This is a genomic window from Prevotella sp. E13-27 (assembly GCF_023217965.1).
Taxonomy (GTDB): domain Bacteria; phylum Bacteroidota; class Bacteroidia; order Bacteroidales; family Bacteroidaceae; genus Prevotella.
The window spans coordinates 950,029-973,733 of the sequence record NZ_JALPSC010000001.1 but is presented as its reverse complement, the minus strand read 5'-3'; the positions used below and the strand labels follow the sequence as shown (position 1 = coordinate 973,733).

Below are 23,705 nucleotides of genomic sequence, written 5' to 3'. Positions count from 1 at the left end.
AAGTGCTGAAAACCTGCACACATGAGGGTGGGGTGTGCAAAGAGGCAGCAGTTTTTTTGGTAAAAATTTGCGTAAGTCAAAGAAAATGTGTTACTTTGCACCGTTTTTTAAGATAAGAAATTAAGTATTAACATTTTAAAGAGAAAAAATCATGTCAGAAATTGAAAGCAAAGTAAAGGCAATCATCGTAGACAAACTGGGTGTTGACGAGGCTGTTGTAAAGCCCGAGTCTAGCTTCACAAATGATCTTGGTGCAGACTCTCTGGATACTGTAGAGCTCATCATGGAGTTTGAGAAGGAGTTTGGAATCAGCATCCCCGATGACAAGGCTGAGAAGATTGGCACTGTTGCCGACGCTATTGCCTATATTGAGGAGAACTCGAAGTAATTTTTCAATTGATAATTGAGAATTGACAATTGAGAATTATGATTAGTTTCGGGGCTCCTTGTAGTGTTCGTGACAATCATAATTCTCAATTTTTATTATGAATAGACTTTTCTTAAACATGGTCTAATCATTGTTCTCAATTCTCATTTTTCTTTTTTCACTAAATTATGGAATTAAAAAGAGTAGTAGTAACAGGACTGGGTGCCGTTACACCATTGGGTAACACTCCACAGGAGACGTGGAAGAACCTTCTTGCAGGTGTTAGCGGTGCAGCTCCTATTACAAGTTTCGATACCACCAACTTCAAGACAAAGTTTGCTTGCGAGGTTAAGAACCTGAATGTCGATGACTATCTCGACCGCAAGGAGGCTCGCAAGATGGACCGTTACACACAGTTGGCTCTGATCTCTGCAAAGCAGGCTGTTGAGGACTGCGGCTGGGATCTGGAGAAGGAAGATAAGGATCGCATTGGCGTTGTGTTCGGTGTAGGTATCGGTGGTATCAAGACTTTTGAGGATGAAGTGATGTACTATGGTGCTCATCACGACATGGGTCCAAAGTTCAACCCATTCTTCATTCCTAAGATGATCGCCGACATCGCTGCCGGTCAGATCTCTATCATGTACGGATTCCACGGACCCAACTATATCACTGCATCTGCATGTGCATCTTCTTCAAATGCACTGGCTGATGCTTTCAACCTGATTCGTCTGGGTAAGGCCAACGCTATCGTTGCCGGTGGTGCTGAGGCTGCCATCTGTGAGACAGGTGTAGGCGGCTTTAACGCAATGAAGGCTCTCTCTACACGTAACGACGAGCCAGAGAAGGCAAGCCGTCCGTTCAGCGCTTCACGCGACGGATTCGTCATGGCCGAGGGTGCCGGCTGTCTCATCCTTGAGGAGCTGGAGCACGCTAAGGCTCGCGGAGCAAAGATCTATGCAGAGATGGTTGGTGCCGGCATGAGTGCCGATGCTCACCACATCACCGCTTCTCACCCAGAGGGTCTGGGCGCAAAGCTCGTGATGAAGAATGCTCTTGAGGACGCAAATATGAAGCCAGAGGATATTGACTACATCAATGTTCACGGTACATCAACTCATGTTGGTGACATCTCAGAGGCTAAGGCCATCAAGGAGGTGTTCGGCGATGCAGCCTTCAAGCTCAACATTTCGTCAACAAAGTCAATGACTGGTCACCTGCTGGGTGCTGCCGGTGCCGTAGAGGCAATGGTGACACTGCTGGCTGTTCAGAACGACATCGTTCCGCCAACAATCAACCACGCTGACGATGACCAGGATCCTGAGATTGACTATAATCTGAACTTTACTTTCAACAAGGCACAGAAGCGCACCGTTCGCGCTGGTCTGTCGAACACCTTCGGCTTCGGCGGTCACAATGCCTGCGTTGTGTTCAAAAAATTTTCGGATAAGTGAGAATAATGAAAGCGTGCTTTCATTATCGAGCGAAAGAAAATTCAACGAAAGTTAAGTATGAGGATTAAGGATATCATTAGCAGAATAAAGCTCCCTTTCCGTCAGGAGAAGGAGCTTTATTCTTCTTTATACAACATCATTGGTTTCTATCCCGAGAACATAAGCTATTACAAGATAGCACTGACACACAAGAGCGCTTCACAGAGAGGCGACAAGGGCAAGCCGCTAAACAATGAGCGACTGGAGTTCCTTGGTGACGCCATTCTCGACGCAGTGGTGGGACACATTGTCTATGATCACTTCTCAGGCAAGCGCGAGGGATTTCTCACCAACACACGTTCTAAGCTCGTAAGCCGTGAGACACTTGGTAAGCTGGCTGAGGAGATGGGACTCACAGACCTTATACAGTCGAAAGGACAATCGCGTTCGCACAACAGCTACATGGCAGGTAACGCCTTCGAGGCGCTCGTAGGAGCAATATATCTCGACCAGGGTTATGCAGCTGTGATGCGATTCATGAAAAAGCGTATCCTCGCACAGATGGTGAACATCGACAAGGTGGCGTATAAGGAGGTGAACTTCAAGTCGAAGCTGTTGGAATGGACCCAGAAGAACCGTGTGCGCATGGAGTTCAAGATGATGAAGCAGGAGACCGACAAACAGGGTTCGCCTGTCTTTGGCTTCATGGTGATGCTTGAAGGGGTGGAAGGCAGCTGTGGACAGGGCTTTTCCAAGAAAGAGGCACAGCAGGAGGCGTCAAGGGAGACGCTGCAGCGTCTGCGCCGCGAGCCACAGTTCATCGATGCCATCTTCCAGGCTAAGAGTGAGCGCACGAAGATGGAGGAGGAGCCGACAGCTGTAGCACCAGACCTGGAGGCTGAGAAGACCAACTTCATCATTGAGCAGAAATCTGTTCAGACGGAGGAGCCAACGAGTGCTGAGGAGGCTGAAAACGATGTGAACGCTAAGAGAAACAAAGAAAAAGATGCTGAACTGGACCTCTCGAGCGATGAGTTCTCTCTCTCCGACATCACTCACCAGAAAGAGCGTATGACGCGCGAAGAGATTATTGCTGCTGCTGAGGCTGCGGCGTTCGCTTCTAAACTCTAAACTCTCAATTCTTCAGTCCCTGAATATACTCCCAGAGCTTACGATAGAATGGGTGGCGACAGAGCGTGGAGCGGTCGCCGAGAATGATAAGCTTCATTCGGGCGCGAGTTATGGCAACATTCATGCGACGAAGGTCACGTAGGAATCCTATCTGACCTTCGTCGTTGCTTCTTACAAGGGATATGACGATGATGTCACGCTCCTGTCCCTGAAAGCCATCGACGGTATTTATGGTTATGAGGCTGCGGAAGGGTTTGAAGAACTCTTCTTTCTTCACCATGCGGCGTAGCAGCTGCACCTGTGCGCGATAGGGTGAGATGATGCCCACGTCAAGCCGCTCACTGAGTATGCGCTCCTTACCAATCATCTCATAATAGGCGCGAAGGGCAAGGAGGGTGAGACGAGCTTCGGAAGCGTTGGAGATGCTTCCGAGTGTAGAGTTGATAGTGGAGAGTTTAGAGTTTGCTACCGCTCTCTGTTCTGAGTTCATTTCTGTTCTCTGTTCTGATTTGCCATCAATTGCGGTAGCAAACTCTAAACTCTCCACTCTCAACTCTCCACTATCTACCCACGTCATCGGCAGGTCGAGGTCGAGGATGCTACGATATTTCACCTCGGGCGCACTCTGTACCATGTTATCATAGAACCAGTCGCTGGAGAAGCGCATGATTTCTTCGTTCATACGGTATTGCATGGTGAGCAGCGTGACAACGGCGGGATGCTGTTCCACGATGCGCTCCATGAGAGTCTTTCCCAGTCCGCCCTTCAGTGCTTCGTAGCTCTTCACCGTTGGCGGCAGCTGACAGTGATCGCCGGCGAAGATGACTCGCGACGCACGGCGTATTGGAATCCAGCAGGCGGCTTCGAGAGCCTGGGCTGCCTCGTCAATGAATACCGTGCCGAACTTCATGCCTTCCAATAGTCTGTGACCGCTTCCCACGAGCGTACAGGCTATGACGCGTGCCTCGCCGAAGAGTTGTTGGTTGATGGCTATCTCAAGGGCTGTAGCGCGGTCTTTCAGTCGCTCCAGCTTCTGGTGGTACTTGTCGTCGCCACGCTTGCGGTTCTTGCGCAGCTCACGTATTGCCTTGCGCAGCGACCATAGTAGCTCGTAGTCGGGATGGGCCTCGAAGCGGCGCTCATAGGTGAACGACAGCATCTTGTCATCTACACGCACAGGGTTGCCTATCCTAAGCACGTTGAGACCACGGTCAACAAGACGCTCCGAGATCCAGTCAACGGCCATGTTGCTCTGTGCGCATACCAGCACCTGGTTCTCGCGGCGCAGCGTCTCGTAGATGGCTTCCACGAGCGTTGTCGTCTTGCCTGTTCCTGGAGGACCGTGAACGATGGCTACGTCTTTGGCTCTCAGCACCTCGTTGACGGCATGTTCCTGAGTGGCGTTGAGGTAGGGGAAGTGTATGTCGGGAAACGAGAATGTCTCAGCCTTCATGCCTGGCGTATAGAAGAGGTCGCGCAGATAGCCTAGACGTCCCTTGGCGCGTATGGTGCGCTCCAAGGCATCAAACATCATGCGGTAGCTGGTCTCGTCGAACGACAGCTGTATGCCAATGCCCTCCTGCTTCAGGTCGCCCACATTGGTATCATCGGGCAGTGCCACCACCATGCGGTCGGCATCGGCATAGGAGACGGTACCCTTTGCTAGTTGAGAGTTGAGAGTGTAGAGTTTAGAGTTTGCTACCGCACTGTGTTTCGAGTTCAGTTTTGCTTTCTGTTCTGAGTTGCCATCAATTGCGGTAGCAAACTCTCCACTCTCCACTCTACGCTCGGCCGAAGGACGCTTGCAAGGCAAGAACTCTCCACTCTCTCTGAAGAAGCTCACTGGCTTGCCGAACTCAAAGTTATGGTCGGCCTCGTCGTCGTCTTTCCTTGTGCGTGTTATCTCCACGCAGAACTGGTTCAGAGAGTTGTAGAAGCTGCGAACGAAGTGCACGGGCCACCATGCATCGCCACGCTCTATGCGACGCTGCATGCCTATGGCATCTACCTTCTGTTGAAATGATTTCTTCTCTTCTTCATACTCCATCTGCAGCAATAGCTGCTGGTGCTGAAGCTCAAGAATTGGCGACTGTACTTGTTGAGTCATGTTTCTCTTCTTCCATCTCGTTTGTGAGTATAGACTCCAGTTCCTCTGCCGAGAGGTTCAGGCGGAACTTCCCTCTCTCTGCCACAGAGATAGCACCCGTCTCTTCCGACACAATTACCGAAAGGGCATCGGTCTCCTGCGATATGCCCAGAGCGGCGCGGTGGCGCAATCCTAAGTTCTTGGGTATGTCGAGGTTGTGGCTCACGGGTAGGATACATCCTGCGGCACGTATGCGGCGTTTCGAAATGATCATTGCACCGTCGTGCAGTGGTGAGTTCTTGAAGAAGATGTTTTCTATGAGTCGCTGGTTAATGTTGGCATTGATGACATCGCCAGTGTTCACAATGTCGTTAAGCGACGAGTGACGTTCTATCACGATGAGTGCACCCACCTTGCCTTTCGCCATAGACATGCATGCCATCACGATAGGCATGATGATATTCTTCAGTTCCGTCTGGTTGCGCTCATTGTCATTTTTAGGAGAGAAGAAGCGCACTATGGAGCGCACGCGCTGATGGGCACCGAGGTCGTAGAGGAACTTTCTGATGTCTTCCTGGAAGATGACGATGAGTGCGAGCACTCCCACCGACACGAGTTTGTCGAGTATTGAGCCCAACAGGCGCATCTCCAGTATCTGTGACACAAAGAACCATACGGCAATGAAAATCATTATACCGACGAAGATATTCAGCGAGCGTGACTCGCGCATCAGTCGGTACACGTAGTAGAGCATAAGTGCTGCCCATAGTATGTCGATAAAGTCTTTTATGCCAAATTCTATAAACATAGAGGTTAGGGGTGAGAGGTTAGAGGTGAGAACTGAGATGTTATCTTACAGCATTCCACTGCTTCCTTTACGTCGTGTACGCGCAGTATCGAGGCACCCTTTGTGAGTGCTATGGTGTTGAGCACGGTGGTGCCGTTGAGCGCTTCGTTGGGTGTGCAGCCGAGCAGCTTGAATATCATCGACTTGCGCGAGATGCCTACCAGCAGTGGCAGCTCCATGACGCTGAGCTTTTCCATCTCGTTGAACAGCTGGTAGTTCTGCTCCACGGTCTTTCCGAAGCCGAAGCCAGGGTCAATGATTATGTCTTTCTGTCCCATGTCGCGCAGCTGCTGCACCTTCTTCGCAAGCATGAGCAGTGTTGAGCGCAGGTCGGGCTGTACTGACATCAGTATATAGGGCACTCCCATACGGGCCACCAAGCGGAACATCTGTTCGTTGCCCTCGCTAACATCGTTTATTATGGCAGCACCGTATTCCTCTACTGCCATGCGGGCCACGTCAGGGCGGAAGGTGTCTATCGAGATGATGGGGTCAGAGACTTCCGAGTTTATAACCTTCAGTGCCGTGCGCAGTCGGCTCATCTCCTCCTCCTGAGTAACCTCGGCATGTCCCGGTCGGGTGGAGTAGGCACCCACGTCGATTATCGTGCCTCCCTGGTCTATTATCTCTCTTGCCCTTTGGGCTATGTCGCTCTCCGTCTGCTGACGGCTTGAGGCATAGAACGAGTCTGGCGTTGCATTGAGTATGCCCATGACCACTGGCTTCTCCAGTGAAAGCAGTCGTCCGTTAATGTTCAGAGTATAGTCCATGGTGTCTTTTTCCTTTACAGTGTCATTTCTCTTCCAACATCTTTTCTATCTCCTTCTTGAGGTCATAGCTTTTTTCGATGTCGCGTTTAATGATGTTTCCGTTCTTGTCGGCTATTATGTTCGAGTAGATGTTTGTCAGTCCCATGCTCTGTGCCAGCGGACTGCTCCACATCTTTCCATCGCAGACTATTGCACAGCTGATGCTGTCGCGTCGGCGCCAGTCTTTGCTCTCGTCTTTTGTGGCGTCAATGGATATGCCCATCACCGCCAGCTTGTCTGGGTGTTTCTTCTGCAGTCTGTTGAGCTGTGACATTGTGTTGCGGCTGTCGTAGCTCCAGTTTGCCCACAGGCATACCACATTGATCTTCTTGCGCAGGTAGCTTGTGGTGAGTACTTTATTGTTGATATCCATAACTGCAAAGACAGGCAGCTTACTGCCCACGGCACCGGCATGTAGTGTCTTGAGGCTCTTATGCAGCAGGATTACGGGTCGTCGTGTCGGGGTTGCCGTGAGCAGGATGTTGCTCAGGCGGTAGGCTTCTTCATAATCAGGCGAAACGGTTTCTATGAAATAATGGTTCAGCAGATAGAGGCTCACGTATGACTGTGGGTGCTCTTCAATGAACTTTGCGGCAGCCTCTTTCACCTCAGGGGGAGTCATCTGACTTGTCTTCAGTCGGAAGGCTGTCATGTCTTCGTTCTCGTCAGAGCCTTTCAGCTCAACTTTCTTCAGCTGAGAGACATCGCCTTTCAGCTTTATCTTTGCTCCTGAATATGCGAAGACGGGTATTGTGGAGTAGTTAGGGAAGATAAGGACAAGTGTTGACGTGTCGGCCACCGCACGCTCATAGACGAAACGTCCGCGGCTCACACCGATAGTGTCCTTATGTCCTTTTACTGCATCATAGATGTAAAGTTCTGCCTGGTTCATGTTTCTGAACTCGCCTTCGAGACGGAAGTTGCCTCTACGCGAGCTGCACGACGCGAGCAGAACGGCTATGAGCAATATGCTTAGTAGATGTTTCAAATGAAATGTGAATGATATAAAAGTGAAAATGTGGAATGAGAAGTGTCGGATTACCACATTTCTCATTCCACATTTGATAGTATCGTTGAATTACTTCTTCAACTCCTTGTCCTTTTCAGCGTATGGGCGGAGAGAAGCGTCCTTAGCCAGTGCAGACTGCAGTGCGATGGCAGCGTCAGAAGCCTTGCCAGTGCGAGCAGCTACGATAGCCTTCAGGTAGTCGGTCATGCCGTCAGCATTCTTCACGTTCTTCAGAGTGTTGGCAGCAGCGTTGTAGTTCTTGTTCATGATCTGAGCAAGAGCAGCAGAGTTGGTGTTGATACCGTTGAAGTCCTGCTCAGCCTGAGCGTACTTGCCCTGTGCGAGGTGCAGGTTGCCGATAGCCTCCTTGGCACCGTTAGCGGCAGAAGCCTTAGCGATGTAGTTCTCAGCAGCCTGGATGTCACCGTTGCGGAGAGCGATGAGACCGAGGTTTGCGTTGATCTCAGGCAGGTTAGCGTTAACCTTCTGAGCCTTCTCGAGCCACTGCTGTGCTTCGCTGAGGTTACCCTTCTGGTAAGCGATGGTAGCGAGGTTGTTGTAAGCGCGAGCGTCGTTAGGATAGAGCTCAACAGCCTTCTTGTATGCGTTCTCTGCGCTCTTCAGGTCGTTGTCATAGAGAGTTGCACCATAGAGCAGCTCTTCAACGGTCAGCTTAGAAGCGTCGCTGCTGATCTGGAACTTAATCTGGTCGTCGTCACGGCCGATGAGCTGGTAGTTAGCTGTCAGGCGAGCGCGGCGCAACTGAGGCAGGATGCCGTCAGCGAGCTCACGGAAAGCAGAAGAGATAGCCTTGATCTGATTCTCACGCTCCTCGGGATCCTTGTACATTGAGAGGACGCGGAGGATAACATCCTTGTCCTGGATGTTTGAAGCAGATACGAGCTCCTGGAAGCCTTCCCAGTCCTCAGCGGTGTACTTAGTGTCAACAGGTGAGTTGCTGCCGATCTTCTTCATCTCCTTCTTCAGGTAGTCCTCAGAAACCTTCTCACGGTTGCCGGCGAGCTTCTCGTTCAGCTGGTAGCCACCATCAGGTGAAGCGTATGCAGAAACCTCGATGCCCTCGAGAACCTTGCTCTCCTGATCCTGAGCAATCTCGTTCAGCAAGCGAACGAACTCCTGTACAGAGTTGTTCTGCAGCTCGCTCTTGCGAAGCTGTGCCTGACCAATGAGGAACTTGATGTTAGCTTCCTGCTTCTGTGGGATGATACGCTGGAAAGCGTCCTGAGCAACAGCACCCTGTGTGTTGGCGAGTGTTCTCTTGTAGAGCTCAGATGTAGCGATAACGCCGGTAGCCACCTTTACGTCGGGCACCTGAACGGTCTTCTTGCCTATCTTTGCGTCGAAAGTGAGGTAGAGCTCGCTCTCCTGCATCTCTGGCTGATATGCGAAGTTGGTCTTCATGGTGTAGCGACCACCAACGAGGTAAGAGATGGTCTGGTCGTTGCCCTGTACCTTCTCGCCCTGGAATGTAGCGCTGGTACCCTTAACAGCCTGCATGCCGTTAGTGGTCTGGAAGCGCAGCTCAGGTGTTACTGTAACCACAGCCTTCTTCTTCATGTACTTCTCTGGGAACATGCCGTTAATGGTTGCAGGAACTTCACCAGCCTGTGTCTCTAGTGGGTTTGGATTAACGCTGAAATTGTCAGCTGAAAGCTCTCCGAGCTTTCCGGAGCATGATGTCAGCAGCAGTGCGGTTGCTGACAGCAGAATAATTTGTTTTTTGTTCATATTATTTGATTAGATGATTGTAATTCACAATAAATGTGCATATAAACTCTTGCAAAGATAAGCATAAAAACACAATATATTACCAATATATGTGCATTTTTTTATTTTTATTAATATAATAATGTATTTTCTACACGTTTATGCTATAATGTGTCTTACATTTTGATGCGTTTACCAGCCTATCGTCCTAACCAGTGTGATGGGTTAAGCAGGGTGTTCCAGTTTCTAAGTTGGAACTGCATGGTGTTGTCGGATCCCAGCGAGCCGATAACCGAACGGGCCTTTATCTGCTGCCCTTTTCTCACGCTTACCGATGCTAGGTTGATATATGCGGATATGTATCTTCCGTGGCGCACGGTGACTATATAAGAGCCGCCCTGCAGATAGACACCGCTCACAACACCGTCAAAGATGCTCTGTGCCTTGGCTCCGGGCTGTCCTTTCAAATGCCAGCCGTTGCTTTGCAGTGTAACGTGGCGCAGTCCTTCCGGCGAGTATGTTCCGAAGCCGCGCACCAGTCGGTAGGCACCTGTTATAGGCAATGGTAGTCGTCCGCGGTTAGACTCGAAGCCGCCGGTCATCTGACGGTCTTCGGCAGGCATGGTGAAGTCTTCCACCTTTGGCTTCTTCACTGTAGGCTCGGCAACAGCCACCTCCGTAGTGCTGCTCACTGTCTTGCTTGGCTCTGCGTTACTGCCTTTCTTAGACTTACTGCTCTTGCTGCTCTTGCTTTTCTTTGCCAGCTCCTTCTGTCTCTGTTCTTCTTCTGCACGTTTCTTTGCAGCCTCGGCAGCAGCCTTGCGGCGTGCCTCAGCCTCCTGTCGTGCCCTCTCGCGAGCTATCTCCTCGGCAATCAACTGGTCTATGCGTGCGTTAAGCTCGGCCTCGCGTCGCTGCTGTTCCAGAATGAGTGCCTCCACGGTCTTCTGCTGTTTCTTCAGCTTGTCCACCTGTGCCTTCTGTTCTGTCTGCTTGCCTTCAAGGAGTTTTTTCTCGTGCTCGCCACGTGTGAGCAGAGTATCTTTCTTGTTCTTCGACTGTGCCAGCTCCAGCTTCTTTTCTTCCACCTGTTTTTGCTTTGACTTCACCGCTTCGCCCTGTGCCTTCTGGTAGGCGGCATATTCTTGTGTGAAGCGTAGTCGGCGGTACATCTGGTTGAAGTTGTCGGCACTAAAGATGAACATCAGCTGGTTCTGTACTGAGCGGTTGCGGTGCATGTAGCGCATGCTCTGCATGTAGCGGTTGCGTCGTTCAGCAAGTTCGTCGTTCAGCATGTCGAGCTGTTTGTCAAGCAGGCCGATGTGCAGGTTCAGCTTGGTTATGTCATGGCGTATGGTATCTACTACCTTCTGCTTGTGTTGTATCTCGTGATCAAGAATCATGAGGTTCTCCACGCCAGCCTTCACGTTGCGCTTCAGCTCCTCCTGCTTGCGCATGTTTACAGCTTTGTTTGCCTGCAGGGTTTTCCTTTCGTTCTGCAAACCTTTGATGGTCTCGGGCTGTTTCTGCGTCTTCTTTGTGGTGTTACCCTTCTGTTGCGTGCTGCTCTTCTTTGTTGTTGTCTTGCGGCTCTGCTGTTTTGTCGTGGCAGTCTTCTGCTGTTTTGTCTTCTTGGCAGCCGTTGTCTTCTGTTGAGTCTTCTTCTGTGTTGTGGTGTTGGCACGTCTCGTCTTGCTTTGCTGTGCAGGCATAGCAAGGCAGAACAGTAGCGCGAACACCATCGCAAAGACTTTATAATACAAATTCTTCACCTTAATTAGCGGTAGCAAATTGACTTTCCCCTTCGGGCCGTCGAGTTAAACCTTCTTCACTCTTCACTTTATAGGCTCGACATCACCCTCTTCAGCAGCTCGTCGGCAGTCACCTCATGGTAGTTTGCCGACACACTTGTGCGTGGCTCCCAGTTTCTGTCAGAGCCCATGTAGTTCAGCTTGATGCTCATCTTCACCTCCTTCTTTGGTGTGGTGAGCGTCACGATCATGTCGCTTGGGAACGGCTTTCCGTCCAGTGAGCCATAGGCATCATAGTTCCAGTTGAGCTGTGAGTTGCCTTCGTAAGGATCACGGTACATGATGTTCGTCATCTTTATTCGACCAGTCTTCTGGTTCGCCAGCCAACTGTAGTTTATCTTTCCGCGCTCGAGGTAGATGACGGCCTCGTCGCCACCCATGTCAGTGGTGAAGTTTGACAGGTCGTTGGTCTTCACGTCCTCCTGTCCGGGAATGAACAGCTCGTTCCAGAAGAGTGCCTGCAGCGTGTAGAAGTTAATGCCGCTGTTGCGCAGGAAGTCGATATACTTGTATGGAGCCTTCATGTATTGCTTGTTTATGCGGTCAACAATAAGCACATAGTCCTTCGTAAACTCCATGCGTCCTGCCTCTACAAAGCCGAATGCCATGAGCTGCAGTCTTATGACATCGTCGCGCTTCATGCGCAGGTTACCTGTGAGGTTCACTTTCTGTGGACCAACCTCAAGGGTGAACTTCACCTTCGACGATACATACGGTGTCTTCTGTTCAGATGACACGTTCACCAGGTTCAGGAACTCATTCTGTGTCAGCGTGTCAGTCTTGTTGATAATGCTCTCCACTTCCTTCATCTGTGTCTTTTTCGTGCTACATGATGTCAGTGACAGTGCGACTGCCGCAACGGCAATCATCAGTGATTTTAGGGTCTTCATCGCTTAATATATTTTTTCTTTTTAATCTTTCTCTTTAAAAACTTGTTCTTAGGGTCCAGTTGCTGAGCTTTCGTCCAGTGGTCGAGCGCCTTGTCTGTATCGCCGCACATGGCATAGATGTCGCCTGCATGCTCGAGTATCACGCTGCTCTGTGCCGAGTCGTTAGCTACAGCCTGGTCTATGTATGAGCGTGCCTCTTCGTAGCGTTCCATGCGGAAGAGTATCCATGCGTAGGTGTCGAGATAGGTGCCGTTGCGCGGCTCTGCCATTATTGTCTGATGGCTCATATGCTCGGCGCGTTCCAGCTGAATGTTCTTCTCGCTGAGGTAGTAGGCATAGTTGTTCAGACAACCGATGTTATCGGCCTTCCACTGCAAGCAGGAGTCATAGGCGGCAAACGCCTCTTTCTCGCGTCCTTTCTGGTGGAGCAGGTCGCCCATGATAGAGTAGAAGTCGCTCACTATTGCGGGGTTGCTCTCCTCTGTTATCACGCTTATGCCGTTCTGGAAGGCCTCCAGCGAGTGGTCGTAGTCTTCAAGCTGATAGTAGGCAATGCCTTGATAGTAGTAGAACGCCATCTCGTCGGGGTTATACTGTCGGGCGGCGCGGCACAGCTCTATCACGCGCTCTTTGTCGCCGTCGTCCCAAGCATACTGCACCAGCTGCAGGCGTGCCGAGGCGTGGTCGGGAGCTATCTGTAGCGTGCGCTCAAGCATGGCGCTGACGCTGTCGCGTGGCATCTTCTTCAGGTTCATGTAGGCAGCGCAGAACTCGGCCATGTCTGCCTCGGGCTCGGGCTGTGAGAGAATCTCGTGGAAGAGCGCCAGCACGCGTGTGCTGTCACCACCGTCCTGCTCGCTGCGTCCTATCTCCTGTCTGAGCAGTGTCACCTTGTCCTCTACTGCCGTCTTTGGGTTAAGCAGTATGCAGCGGGTCAGCGAGTCGGCGCGAAGGGTGTCTTCCTCTCCTATATAGTAGGTGCGCATCGATGTCTGCGCACGGAAGTTGTCGGGCTCTTCCTTCAGCACCTCCTGTAGTATCTCTCGTGCCTTCTGTCGTCGTTCGTTGGCAAGGTCTTCATCGTCACCGCCGCCCATCATCAGCGTGTTGGCATAGAGAGTGCGGTAGTTCATGTCGTTAGGATACTGCTCCGACAGCGCCTTCACCTCATTGGTGGCTGCCTCGTTGTCGCCCAGCTGAATGTAGAGACTGCTCTTCGAGAGCGACAGCTGCTCACTCTTTCCGTCGATGGCCTCCATGCGGTTGAGCACCTCCACGGCTTTCTCGAAGTTACGCTGCTGCAGCTCCAGCTTATAGATCATCTCCAGCATCTCCTGACGACTCTTGTCGGCATTATATATTCGCTCTGCCGTCACCGTCGCCTCCTTGTACATCTCCTTGCCAATATACGCCTGCATGAGCGTCTCCATATAGGTGATGTTGGTGGAGTCGAGGGCCGCTGCCTTTCGGAAATAGTCGAAGGCACGGTCCTGCTGCTTCATCTCTGTCAGATATTGTGCAAGGAAATAGTATGCCTCCGATGCGTCGGGACGTAGCTGCTGACAACGCTCTAACAGATGGAAAGCCTCGGTGTGGTTTCCTTTCTGCCGTTGCGTCATCGCTTCCAGGAAGTATGTGTCGTACCTCCTGTTCACATCGTAGTTGTCGGCAAAGCCATTCATCGTAACACACAGGCCTGCCAACAATAATACTATGTAAGAGTGTTTAAATTTCAAGACTCTTTTTACTAAAAGATTATAATCTGTGTGCAAAAGTAGTCATTTCTCTTCAAACATCCACAATTTTTTTATGAATAAACGCAAAAATTCACATAATACAAGGTGGCTCTTCTCTCCGCCTCGTTTCGTCTGTGCGTTTATTTAACACCAGTGTGTCCATATCCGCCGGTGCCGCGCTCTGTCTCGTTGAGCACCTCCACCTCTGCAAACACCGCTTGCTCATAGCGTGCTATGACCATCTGTGCTATGCGTTCGCCGTCGTTGATGGTGAATGGCTCCTGCGATAGGTTTATCAGTACCACGCCCACCTCTCCGCGATAGTCGGCATCGATTGTTCCTGGTGCGTTGAGCACCGTCAGTCCGTGCTTCAGGGCCAGTCCGCTGCGTGGGCGCACCTGTGCCTCGTAGCCCTCTGGCAGCGCGATGTACAGTCCTGTCGGTATGAGTCGGCGCTCCATGGGCTGCAGCACCACTGGCTCGTCAAGGTTTGCTCTCAGGTCCATGCCGGCGCTCTGTGCCGTGGCATAAGTTGGTAGCGGCTGATGTCCGCGGTTCACTACTTCAATCTTCATCTCTTTATAACTGTTATTGTAATTTCGTTTGTTATTATAATTCTGTTTGTTATTGCAATTCTGTTTGTTATTGCAATTCTGCCCTTGATTATTTATTGTTTGCAAAGATACTATTAAGTGACGACAAAGCAAAATAAAACTATAAGATTCTCACTTTCTTTCTATCTGTGTCCTTGCGTTTTGCGCTTCTCGTCCCCTTGCCGTGCATTTTCGCCATCTTCTCGTCTCCGTGCATTTCCGCCACAATTTGTCTCCGTGCATTTCCGCCACATTTTTGTGGCGGTATTTACTCCCCGACCAGTCGCTTGCCCATCTCATTTAGCGCTATAAAGCGATAGCGTTGCGAAGTCAGAGGAATGGGCGTGTAGCTGTAGTGTCTTGCCTCTGCTTTCTTTCGCAGCGATTCTTCCGCAGCAGCCATGACACCTTCGTCGCGAAACGCCTCCTCTGTAGGTTCCATCAGCAGAAGCTGTCCTCTGGAACATGCCTCGAAATACACTCCCCCCGGTTTATAGTAACGTTCGTGTGGCGACCCCTCTTTGGGAAAGCCGTCGTTGAGCAGCACCACCAATGGATAACCCTGCTCGCGCAAGGTGCGGGCGATGAGTTTCTCTCCCTCGCTTATCGCCGCTGTATAGGTCACCGTCCCGTTGTGCGCTGCCGCCAGCACCATCCGTAGCCGTTCCTGTACCTCCTCATCGGTAGCACTTCGCGACATCTCCACCACCTGACGGTCTGGCCATTCCAGAATGAAATGGTTACCCATTGATGTAAACAGCAGTCCCGCCGCTTCCGTTCGTCTGTGTAACCTGAAAAGCTCGGGGTTATGGCTCTTAATCCATAGCCGCCTTGGGTTGTCCTTCACATAGTCAATCATCCGTCGTAGCTGTCCCGGTGCGTGCAGTATCCGCTCATGATAATAAGCCTTGTCCTCTTGCCAGATACTACCTCTGCTCGCAAAAATGCGAGCAAAATGCATGGGGGCGGCATCCTCGTTTCCGTGCACTCCAGCGGCGTTCTCGCCTCCGTGCACTTCAGCGGCGTTCTCGCCTCCGTGCACTTCAGCGGCGTTCTCGCCGCTGCCATAAACCTCCTTATAAACCTTGGTACACCCGCTTTTAAACCCTCTAACCACAGCCCCGATGCCCTGTGGCAGCGGCTCTAACACTTGAATCACCAGGTGTACATGGTCTGGCATGACCATCTGTGCCAGCACCTTCAGTGCGAATCCTTTTTTCTCATAAAAACGCGCCAGCCCGCTAAGCATCTGACAAACGCGCCGCCCGAATGCATTGAGCCTCACGACGGCCGTCTCCGCACTCTCGCCATCCAGCACTCCAAACAGTGGATAGCGCTCTTCTACAGGTAGCGTAAAATGATAGATGGCACGCCCCTTGTAGTCCCAACCGTTCTCGCGGTGGTGTCTCATCGGATCTACCGCCCTCCGTTTTCCCTGTTCCTGTGTCATTTTTTCTTCTTGTTGTCTGCAAATGTATAAATAAAAAATGACATAGACAGGGTCTATGCCAAAAAACATACAATTTGAAATCGTCTTACCATATATGTTGTTGGGGTTTGTTGCTTTTTTAACCTTTGGTCCCAGACCAAACTTCTCCTTTGGAAGTTTGTCTGGAACCTGAGGCTGCAGTCTGTGTCTTATCTTCCAGCACGTGCTGCTGTCAAAAGGTAAAAAGGGGTATTAGGTATCAGGTAGGATAGAAAAATAGAGATATAGATTATATGTATAGATAATTAGTTTAATCAACCGCTGTTTGAATCTGGGTGCAAAAGTATAGCAAAAAAATTGTCTCTGCAATAGCAAAGACAAACTATCGGGTGGTTTCAGACAAACTATCGGATGGATTTGAGTTTCCTCTCACCTCTCACCTCTCACTTCTCACCTCTCACTTCTCGATGAAATCGTTGAAAAATAAAGATTTTACGCTTTTGTCTGCTTATAGGCAGTAGGCGTCATGCCATATTTTGCGCGGAAATTGCGGGTGAATGTGTCGGCACTGGTGAAGCCGCTGGCCTGACTGACCATCTCAATGTTTAGTTCTGGCTGGTCGTTCATCAGATGTATGGCATAGTCAAGGCGCAACTCACGGATATATTGCGGCAAGGAAATGTTTTCACCGCCCTGAGAGAAGGCCGCACCGATACGCTCCTTGGACAGTCCGGTGTGGTCGATAAGCGTCTGACGTCCGAAGTCTGACTGTAGGAACAGCTGTTCGTTCTCAATAATGTCGCGCAGACAGAGAAACATCTGCTCGTCGTTGAGGTCGGTGATGTCGGAGATGATGACTGCAGACCCACCTCCAGCCTCTTCCGAGGGGAGTGGAGTGGTGATACCTTCCGTTTTATTACCATCCTCCGCTTGGTTAAACTCCTCCGTCTCTGGGAGTATCTGGGCTTGGCTCTGTTTCAGTTCGCGGTATTTCTTCTTGTACTCCACAGCCTCGGTGATCTGTTGGGCGAGGATACGGTTCTTCTCTTTCGTGAAGCGCCACTGGCGGAGCATATAGATGGCGAAGACCATGATGAGCAAGGCAAGGATGCCAGTGGATGTGCTGATGGCGGAGAAAAGACGGTTACGGGCGTGTTCTTCGGCTATCTGTCGTTCCTTTCCCTGGGTGTCGTAGATTGTTGCGAGCTCGGCCGACTCGCTACGTTTCTGGCGTATAAGGGCCGAGTCATACACCTCTGCTATCTGCAACGCCACACGCAGAGCCGAGTCCTTACGGTCGGCATAGTAGTTGCTGCGTAGCTTCGGCAACAGGTTGTTGCCTATTGTCTCGAGGTCATAGTCATAGCCCCATTCCTTTATAAAGCGGTCCAGCTGTGTGTAGTTGTCGGCAGCCTCATTGTAGCGGCGTGCTTCCACCAGATAGTCACAGCCGTTGATACGTCCTTCGAGGCTCTGACCATAGTCGGTCTTCATGTATTCTGCATAATAGCGGGCGGCGTCTTTCTCCTGACCGCGCATCTGACAAACCTGTGCACGGTGAAGATATACCAGTGCCTGGAAAGCCTTTTTCTCACGTTCGATGGCCTTTGGCTGCTTCTCATAGATGACGCAAAGCGAGTCCATACGGTCAACCCACACGCCAGCCTCGTCAAGGTGGTGATTTATGTGGGTCACGGCGATGTTCTCCAGTGTCTCAAAGCTGGCAGCCAACGGACGGCATGTGGAGTCGTTAGGTGTTTGCAGCACCCATTTGTATGCCTCGTCATAGCTTGCTTTAGCCTCTTCATGGCGTTCGAGCATCATCTGTGTGTCGCCAAGACATAGGTATAGTGTCTGCATCTCACCAGCACGCACTGGGCTGTCCACCTGCTTAAGCATGTCGATGAGGCGCAAGGCGGTACGCATAGCAGTGTCGTAGTCACGCTGGCTGTTCAGGATTATCACGAGGTTCGTGCCGGCATGTATATACTCCCAGAAGTCTTCTGCTGGTGGATCGTTAGCGATGACTTTGCGGAAACATTCTATACATTTGTCTATTTGTCCCAACTGGAAATAGGCAACGCCGCGATAGCCGCCTGCACGTATCGGTGAGAGCTCGCCTTTGTTGGCAAGGCTGTCGGTAACGGCAAGGAAATGCTCGAAGTCGCCTGTGAACCTGGCGGCAAGAGCTATGCTGTCACCGCGGGTGCGCGTCTTCTTCTTAGGAATATCGTCCTGTGACTGTTCGTTTTTTCCCTCGCAAGCAGTAAGTGCTGCCATGCCAACTAAAACTAATACACCTAATATATACCTAAATACTCTCATCATCGCGATTTTCGTGCAAAGATACTATTTTTTGCCGAACAATCGAGCACTTTTCTCAATTTAAGGTGGTGATAGTACAAAAATCCAATATCTGCATTGTATTCTTATACGAGTCAACCGACAAATTAGAGCGTTATGCTCAGTATTTCGCGAGCAAAACGGTGCAAGCCGTTTATGATTCGGTCTGCTTGCTTTTGTCGTGGGACGGCACGATGGTGAAGGTAGTTTGAGAGTTGTTTTTGGTTGATGCCAGTCATTCGTTCCAAACCAGCTAATGATAAAAATTCACCATAGTATTCTAGAAAACTTGGAACGTCGAATTTCCACTCTATCTCGTACTCTCCTTTTATTTGTTTAGGCCATCGATCTTCAGGGAGATTTTTTTTGATAAGCCGTATTGCTTCTTCAGCGTCAGCCTTGACAGCTTCGATACTATCGCCTGCCGCATAGATACCATCACAGTTGTCTGAATAAGCGTCAAAGAAATCCTTAGACTTTTCAATTATCATTATAATCTTTTCCATGACTCAACGTTTCTTTAGAATTAGACAATAATGTTTCTGTTTTTTAATTCTCACACTCCGTATTTTCTAATTAGCTTGTTAGCTATTCCTTTTCCCATTTCTTTCGCTCCATGATATGGAATAGGTTCGGTCATTATGCCGTCTTTTATATAGAAGTAGTGGCTTCCTTCTGCATGGTCAAACTTGTAGCCTGCTTTTATGAATCTTCTATGTAATTCTGTGCTCTTCATTACTTATTTATAAAGTATAGATTTGCGATGCAAAAATAGAAAAATTTCTATTATTAGCCAAGAAAAATAGAAATTTTTCTATTAATTTGTTGTTAGCTTGTCAAATTCTTTGATAATTATTAAGCTATTGCAGACGGAAAGATACAGGAACGGTGTATTTGACACGCACTGGGACGCCTTTCTGCATGCCTGGTGTCCATTTTGGCATTGCGCTGAGCACACGAACAGCTTCCTTGTTAAGCGTGGGATCGACGCCTTTTGCAACCTTAACATCGCTGATGGAACCGTCGCATTCAACAACGAATGTGCAGACTACTCGGCCCTGAATGCCGTTCTCCTCGGCGATAGCAGGATATTTTACGTTCTGACTGAGGTACATCATGAGACCTGCTGCACCGCCAGGGTTCTTAACAGTCTCCTTTGTTGCAACTCGTCGCGGTCCATTCGTATCGTTAATAGTCACCCATTTCGTTATCTCATATTCGCAGGGCGCAAACTGTGGCATCTGTTCAACAACATCGAGCACTTTTTGCTTCTCCTCTTGTGCACTGACTGTTGACAAACCGAAAACGAGTGCTAATGAAGCGATGATAAATCTAAGATTAAAAAGCTGTTTCATGATATGTTATAGTTTTAAGTTTGAACTGCAAATATACGTATTTTTCTTGATTTTAGATGCCTTTTTCTCGAAAAAAACAAAAAAAGAGCCTATTTTTTACGATTTTCTTGCGTAAATAAAAAGAAAATAGTAATTTTGCAGCCCGATTCGGAGATTAGTACTAATAAATAAAAAGATTCATTGCAATGAAAAGAACATTTCAACCACACAATCGCCGCCGCGTGAATAAGCATGGTTTCCGCGAGCGCATGGCTACTAAGAATGGCCGTCGCGTACTGGCTTCACGCCGCGCAAAGGGTCGCAAGAAGCTCACCGTTAGTGACGAGAACCACGGTAAGTAAGATGTTGCCGCGAGGCAAACAAGACCTTTTAAAGGAAAAACAATTAAGCGGGATAAGACGCAAGTCTTGTCCCGCTTTCTTTATATTAAGATTATTCTTGACAAACAAAAAAGTTCTTGATTAGTTCGTTGGTACTACAGGTTTGATGCGGCCGTCTTTCTCGAAGAACATGCGGTCTATGCACACTTCGCGATGGAAGCCCGGGCCGTCCTTGCGGTCGAGATAGGCGGGGTTTATGCGGTGATAGACTATGTACCACTTGTCCTTGCCGGGCACCTTCAGTACAGAGTTATGTGCGGTGCCGTAGATCTTCTGGTCGGGACGCTGGATGAGGATGACAGGCTCGTCGGCCACCTTGATAGGACCGAGAGGCGATGTCGATGTGCCGTAGGCCACATGGTAGTTGGGTGAGCCGGTGTCGTCAACGCTCCAGAGGAAATAGTATATGCCGTTGCGCTTGAACACATAGGGAGCCTCACGGTAGGCATAGTCCTTCAGTGAGCCGCCACGCGGAGTCATGAGCTTCACTGTCGATTCGTCTATAGACGTCATGTCATCGTTGAGCTTTGCACCAGCCATGTAGCCATTGCCCCAGTAGAGGTAGCTCTGACCGTCGTCATCGGTGAACACATCAACATCTATCTGCTGTCCGTTCTTCTGTCCCTCGGGACGCTTGTCCACGATGGGCTGTCCGAAGTCGCGGAACGGACCTGTGGGACTGTCGGCAATTGCCACGCCTATTGCCTTGCGCTCGCCCTGGTCGCCGCTGTAGTAGAAGTAGTACTTACCGTTTTTCTTCTCTATACATGGTGCCCATGCGTTGCCGCGTGCCCACTTGGTGTCTTTCTTCAGGTCAAGGATTATGCCCTCATAGTCCCATTTCTTCAGGTTCTTCGACGAGTAGCAGGTGAAATAGTAGCCGCCCCAGCCGGGAGCACCGTCGGTGGTGGAGTAGATGTAGTAACGTCCGCCGTCGGCCAGCACCTCAGGGTCGGCGTGCATCTCCGGCAGGATTGGGTTTTTCTGTGCTGTGGCAGTCATGCTGATGAGTGCCAGCAGCGATACAATGATTTTCTTCATAGCTGTTATATATTAGTTTCGCATGTTTCACAAGCTCACCTCTCACCTCTTACCTCTTACCTCTCACCTCTATTTATTAATACACTATTCCTGTGGTGGGGTAGATGAACCAGTCGAGACAGATGGTGTGGTCTCTCACCCACTGTGCGTAGGAGTGGCCGCTCTTCATGTATGCACCGGTGAGTATGCCCTCTTTGTATAGTCCCAGGCTCTCGCCCTCTATCGGCCAGCGGAAGGTTGAGCTAGGAATCACCAGCGCCCACGACATGTTGTTGCTCTTTGCCGTCTCGTTAGAGCCGAGGTCGTGGAGCATCTGGTCGCTCTTATGTGCAAAGGTATGTATCTCCCATCGTCCGGAGTTGAAGTCCTCCATGGCGAAGGGGTCTATGTCTTCGAGTGAGAAGTTACCAGCCTGTTGCGGGTTCTTCAGCTTTATCACATAGGTGATGCGTTTCGCTGCCACCTGTGCCTGTGTGTTGCCTGACGGTTTACGGTGGGTGTTGTAGAATATGTGTTTAGGATTGCCGCCATACTCCTTAGCTTCGAGCTGTGCCGCGAGGGCATAGTGAGCATCCTCGAAGAGGTTCACTATTGCCTCACCGTGGAGACCCTTCAGCAGCAGGTCGGGCTTCTCGATGAACGTTCGCTTGATGTTCAAGCCACCGTCGAAGGTGCGTCCGTCCTCTGTCGTCACGCTCTCTATGTCGTCGTAGCTATAGTTCAACAGGTGAATGGCTGCCGCCACCTGCTTCTGGCATCCCACAGCCTCGAGTGTCACCTCAAGGCGAATCTCGTTGGCGCTCTGTGCCGGCAGCTTCTGAATGCGCATCACGAGGTCGTTGAAGTCCCAGTCGCCAGGCTCAGGGTAGGTGGTCTCATAGAGGTAGGTGTATGTCTGATAGATGGGCTTGTTTATCTTCGTGTCATATTCCTGCACATCACTGAGCTCCACCGTCGGCTGGCTGTCCACATTGAACGTCTTCAGCAGATGGCGCCCGTCGTCGGTGACAGCAGCTATGTAAAGTTCTTTCTGATATGCCGGGGTATAGTAGGACAGTGTCTTCGTATCACCGCGGCTGGCATCGGTCTCCGCCAACACCTCCACTTTCTTGGTGGAGTAGGGGTTGCCGTTGAGTATGCGTATCTGCGTTATGTTGACCGTGGCGTCAACATTCGCATTGACGACAGTGGAATGGCTCTGTGTGAGGTTCCAGTTATGCGCAGGGTCTATGTCTTCTATTGGAAACGACTCCTGGATAATGGTCTTGTAGGCCGATGGGTCGAACATGTCTCGCTTGCATGCTACAAGTGCCAACGGGCATAGCACAAGCGCTATATATTTAAAGAGGTGAGTTCTCATTTTTCGGTTTTTTCAGACAATTGGTTGTGATGACGCGGCGAAATTACAAAAAAGTTAGGAAAATTGCAAATTAATTTGCATTTTCACATATAGAATAGTAATTTTGCACTATGGTTCTGAATTATATCTGGATAGCTTTTTTCGTCGTTGCCTTCATTGTGGCATTAATACGACTTGTGTTTTTTGGCGACTTCGATGTCTTCCCCGCAATGATGGACTCGACATTCGCCTCGTCTAAGACAGCCTTTGAGATATCACTCGGACTGACGGGTGTCCTCTCCCTGTGGCTTGGCATAATGAAGATTGGTGAGCGCGGCGGACTTGTCAACGCACTGGCACGACTGCTCAGTCCCGTCTTCGTGCGACTGTTTCCCGACATCCCCAAGGGTCATCCCGTCACGGGCAGCATCTTCATGAACATCTCCGCCAACATGCTCGGCCTCGACAATGCCGCCACACCGCTCGGCTTGAAGGCCATGGAGCAGCTGCAGGAGCTGAACACGAAGAAGGACACCGCCTCAAACCCCATGATAATGTTCCTGGTGCTCAACACCTCCGGTCTGACGCTCATCCCCATCTCAATCATGGTCTATCGTGCGCAGATGGGAGCCTCACAGCCTACCGACATCTTCATTCCCATACTGCTTGCCACATTCTTCTCTACGCTGGCAGGCATCATTGTCACCTCGCTCTATCAGCGCATAAACCTCATCAACCGCACGCTGCTGCTCACCCTCGGTGGCGCATGTGTCGTGGTGGCAGGCATCATCTGGGGCTTCAGCCAGCTCGACTCGCTGATGATGAACCGCGTGAGCACCACTGTGGCCAACATTCTCCTCATGACCATCATCATTGGCTTCATCATCGCAGGCATGCGAAAGAAAGTCAACGTCTATGACTCGTTCATCGAGGGAGCAAAAGAAGGGTTCCAGACAGCCGTGCGCATCATTCCCTATCTCGTGGCTATACTCGTGGCTATAGGTGTGTTCCGCGCCTCGGGAGCCATGGACATGCTCATCAGCGGCATACAGCGCGCCGTTGAGGTGTCGGGCATTGACAGCGAGTGGGTCGGCGCACTGCCCACGGCGCTCATGAAGCCCCTCTCTGGCAGCGGCGCCCGTGGCATGATGGTCGATGCCATGACCACCTATGGTGCCGACTCGTTCATAGGGCGCCTGTCGTGTGTCTTCCAAGGCTCTACCGACACCACGTTCTACATCCTCGCCGTCTATTTCGGCTCTGTGGGCATACGCTATACCCGCCACGCCGTGGCATGCGGACTGCTGGCCGACCTGGCAGGCATCATCTCTGCAATAGGCATCTGCTATTTCTTCTTTGCATAAAACAAAAAAAGGAC

20 protein-coding genes and 1 pseudogene are annotated in these 23,705 nt (G+C 50.5%); 5 read left to right on the top strand and 16 right to left on the bottom strand.

Going from position 1 to position 23,705, the window contains the following annotated elements:
* Positions 1–151 precede the first annotated feature (151 nt).
* The 3 genes from M1L52_RS04145 (at position 152) to rnc (ending at position 2,931) form a co-directional block, all read left to right on the top strand.
* On the top strand, positions 152–388 hold the full coding sequence (locus tag M1L52_RS04145; RefSeq protein WP_248613571.1) for an acyl carrier protein: 237 nt from the start codon (positions 152–154) through the stop codon (positions 386–388).
* Positions 389–555: 167 nt separating this feature from the next.
* Positions 556–1,821 carry a beta-ketoacyl-ACP synthase II gene (fabF, locus tag M1L52_RS04140; RefSeq protein WP_248613570.1) on the top strand — a complete coding sequence of 422 codons (1,266 nt, stop codon included), beginning with the start codon at positions 556–558 and terminating at the stop codon, positions 1,819–1,821.
* 57 nt (positions 1,822–1,878) lie between these two features.
* Complete coding sequence (gene rnc / locus M1L52_RS04135) at positions 1,879–2,931, top strand: ribonuclease III (RefSeq protein ID WP_248613569.1); 1,053 nt, start codon at positions 1,879–1,881, stop codon at positions 2,929–2,931.
* A gap of 4 nt (positions 2,932–2,935) precedes the next feature.
* Here rnc and M1L52_RS04130 read toward each other — a convergent pair whose 3' ends face one another.
* The 14 genes and pseudogenes from M1L52_RS04130 to M1L52_RS04065 all read right to left on the bottom strand — a co-directional run.
* A complete protein-coding gene (locus M1L52_RS04130; RefSeq protein ID WP_248613568.1) occupies positions 2,936–5,038 on the bottom strand; it encodes an AAA domain-containing protein in 2,103 nt (700 codons plus the stop codon).
* On the bottom strand, positions 5,007–5,825 hold the full coding sequence (gene cdaA, locus M1L52_RS04125; protein ID WP_248613567.1) for a diadenylate cyclase CdaA: 819 nt from the start codon (positions 5,823–5,825) through the stop codon (positions 5,007–5,009). Before cdaA ends, M1L52_RS04130 begins: the two co-directional genes overlap by 32 nt.
* A 5-nt stretch (positions 5,826–5,830) precedes the next feature.
* Positions 5,831–6,634, bottom strand: a complete 804-nt coding sequence (folP, locus tag M1L52_RS04120; RefSeq protein WP_248613566.1) for a dihydropteroate synthase — start codon at positions 6,632–6,634, stop codon at positions 5,831–5,833.
* A gap of 22 nt (positions 6,635–6,656) precedes the next feature.
* Positions 6,657–7,661, bottom strand: coding sequence for a DUF4369 domain-containing protein (locus M1L52_RS04115; protein ID WP_248613565.1), 1,005 nt, complete (start codon positions 7,659–7,661; stop codon positions 6,657–6,659).
* A gap of 90 nt (positions 7,662–7,751) precedes the next feature.
* Entirely contained in the window at positions 7,752–9,431 is a 1,680-nt protein-coding gene (locus tag M1L52_RS04110; protein WP_248613564.1) for a tetratricopeptide repeat protein, read from the bottom strand.
* A 179-nt stretch (positions 9,432–9,610) separates the two neighbouring features.
* Positions 9,611–11,182, bottom strand: a complete 1,572-nt coding sequence (locus M1L52_RS04105) for a murein hydrolase activator EnvC family protein (protein ID WP_248613563.1) — start codon at positions 11,180–11,182, stop codon at positions 9,611–9,613.
* A gap of 68 nt (positions 11,183–11,250) precedes the next feature.
* Positions 11,251–12,111, bottom strand: coding sequence for a DUF4292 domain-containing protein (locus M1L52_RS04100; RefSeq protein WP_248613562.1), 861 nt, complete (start codon positions 12,109–12,111; stop codon positions 11,251–11,253).
* The gene (locus M1L52_RS04095; RefSeq protein WP_248613561.1) at positions 12,108–13,847 is read right to left on the bottom strand and encodes a tetratricopeptide repeat protein; all 1,740 of its coding nucleotides are present in this window, start codon (positions 13,845–13,847) and stop codon (positions 12,108–12,110) included. Before M1L52_RS04095 ends, M1L52_RS04100 begins: the two co-directional genes overlap by 4 nt.
* Before the next feature lie 140 nt (positions 13,848–13,987).
* Positions 13,988–14,422, bottom strand: coding sequence for a dUTP diphosphatase (gene dut / locus M1L52_RS04090; protein ID WP_248613560.1), 435 nt, complete (start codon positions 14,420–14,422; stop codon positions 13,988–13,990).
* Between the two features lie 286 nt (positions 14,423–14,708).
* The gene (locus M1L52_RS04085) at positions 14,709–15,557 is read right to left on the bottom strand and encodes a hypothetical protein (RefSeq protein ID WP_248613559.1); all 849 of its coding nucleotides are present in this window, start codon (positions 15,555–15,557) and stop codon (positions 14,709–14,711) included.
* An 804-nt stretch (positions 15,558–16,361) separates the two neighbouring features.
* On the bottom strand, positions 16,362–18,197 hold the full coding sequence (locus M1L52_RS04080; RefSeq protein WP_248613558.1) for a helix-turn-helix domain-containing protein: 1,836 nt from the start codon (positions 18,195–18,197) through the stop codon (positions 16,362–16,364).
* A 122-nt stretch (positions 18,198–18,319) separates the two neighbouring features.
* Positions 18,320–18,718, bottom strand: a complete 399-nt coding sequence (locus M1L52_RS04075) for a hypothetical protein (RefSeq protein ID WP_248613557.1) — start codon at positions 18,716–18,718, stop codon at positions 18,320–18,322.
* A gap of 50 nt (positions 18,719–18,768) precedes the next feature.
* On the bottom strand, positions 18,769–18,948 hold the full coding sequence (locus M1L52_RS04070) for a type II toxin-antitoxin system HicA family toxin (protein ID WP_248613556.1): 180 nt from the start codon (positions 18,946–18,948) through the stop codon (positions 18,769–18,771).
* Between the two features lie 124 nt (positions 18,949–19,072).
* Positions 19,073–19,495 (bottom strand): annotated as a pseudogene (locus tag M1L52_RS04065) (energy transducer TonB); the annotation flags it as partial.
* A gap of 257 nt (positions 19,496–19,752) precedes the next feature.
* Between M1L52_RS04065 and rpmH the strand changes: the two are divergent.
* A complete protein-coding gene (rpmH, locus tag M1L52_RS04060) occupies positions 19,753–19,908 on the top strand; it encodes a 50S ribosomal protein L34 (protein ID WP_027450624.1) in 156 nt (51 codons plus the stop codon).
* 120 nt (positions 19,909–20,028) lie between these two features.
* On the opposite strand, the gene M1L52_RS04055 is transcribed toward rpmH, so the two are convergent.
* A complete protein-coding gene (locus M1L52_RS04055) occupies positions 20,029–20,988 on the bottom strand; it encodes a family 43 glycosylhydrolase (protein WP_248613555.1) in 960 nt (319 codons plus the stop codon).
* 76 nt (positions 20,989–21,064) lie between these two features.
* Entirely contained in the window at positions 21,065–22,348 is a 1,284-nt protein-coding gene (locus M1L52_RS04050; protein WP_248613554.1) for an LruC domain-containing protein, read from the bottom strand.
* A 110-nt stretch (positions 22,349–22,458) separates the two neighbouring features.
* Between M1L52_RS04050 and M1L52_RS04045 the strand changes: the two genes are divergently transcribed.
* The gene (locus M1L52_RS04045) at positions 22,459–23,691 is read left to right on the top strand and encodes a nucleoside recognition domain-containing protein (protein ID WP_248613553.1); all 1,233 of its coding nucleotides are present in this window, start codon (positions 22,459–22,461) and stop codon (positions 23,689–23,691) included.
* Positions 23,692–23,705: the final 14 nt, after the last annotated feature.

Coding starts and splice junctions, on each gene's coding strand:
- cdaA (WP_248613567.1), bottom strand. CDS start 5,825: ATGTTTATAGAATTTGGCATAAAAGACTTTATCGACATACTATGGGCA.
- M1L52_RS04055 (WP_248613555.1), bottom strand. CDS start 20,988: ATGAAGAAAATCATTGTATCGCTGCTGGCACTCATCAGCATGACTGCC.
- rnc (WP_248613569.1), top strand. CDS start 1,879: ATGAGGATTAAGGATATCATTAGCAGAATAAAGCTCCCTTTCCGTCAG.
- M1L52_RS04070 (WP_248613556.1), bottom strand. CDS start 18,948: ATGAAGAGCACAGAATTACATAGAAGATTCATAAAAGCAGGCTACAAG.
- rpmH (WP_027450624.1), top strand. CDS start 19,753: ATGAAAAGAACATTTCAACCACACAATCGCCGCCGCGTGAATAAGCAT.
- M1L52_RS04045 (WP_248613553.1), top strand. CDS start 22,459: ATGGTTCTGAATTATATCTGGATAGCTTTTTTCGTCGTTGCCTTCATT.
- folP (WP_248613566.1), bottom strand. CDS start 6,634: ATGGACTATACTCTGAACATTAACGGACGACTGCTTTCACTGGAGAAG.
- M1L52_RS04110 (WP_248613564.1), bottom strand. CDS start 9,431: ATGAACAAAAAACAAATTATTCTGCTGTCAGCAACCGCACTGCTGCTG.
- M1L52_RS04100 (WP_248613562.1), bottom strand. CDS start 12,111: ATGAAGACCCTAAAATCACTGATGATTGCCGTTGCGGCAGTCGCACTG.
- fabF (WP_248613570.1), top strand. CDS start 556: ATGGAATTAAAAAGAGTAGTAGTAACAGGACTGGGTGCCGTTACACCA.
- M1L52_RS04145 (WP_248613571.1), top strand. CDS start 152: ATGTCAGAAATTGAAAGCAAAGTAAAGGCAATCATCGTAGACAAACTG.
- M1L52_RS04075 (WP_248613557.1), bottom strand. CDS start 18,718: ATGGAAAAGATTATAATGATAATTGAAAAGTCTAAGGATTTCTTTGAC.
- M1L52_RS04050 (WP_248613554.1), bottom strand. CDS start 22,348: ATGAGAACTCACCTCTTTAAATATATAGCGCTTGTGCTATGCCCGTTG.
- dut (WP_248613560.1), bottom strand. CDS start 14,422: ATGAAGATTGAAGTAGTGAACCGCGGACATCAGCCGCTACCAACTTAT.
- M1L52_RS04130 (WP_248613568.1), bottom strand. CDS start 5,038: ATGACTCAACAAGTACAGTCGCCAATTCTTGAGCTTCAGCACCAGCAG.
- M1L52_RS04080 (WP_248613558.1), bottom strand. CDS start 18,197: ATGATGAGAGTATTTAGGTATATATTAGGTGTATTAGTTTTAGTTGGC.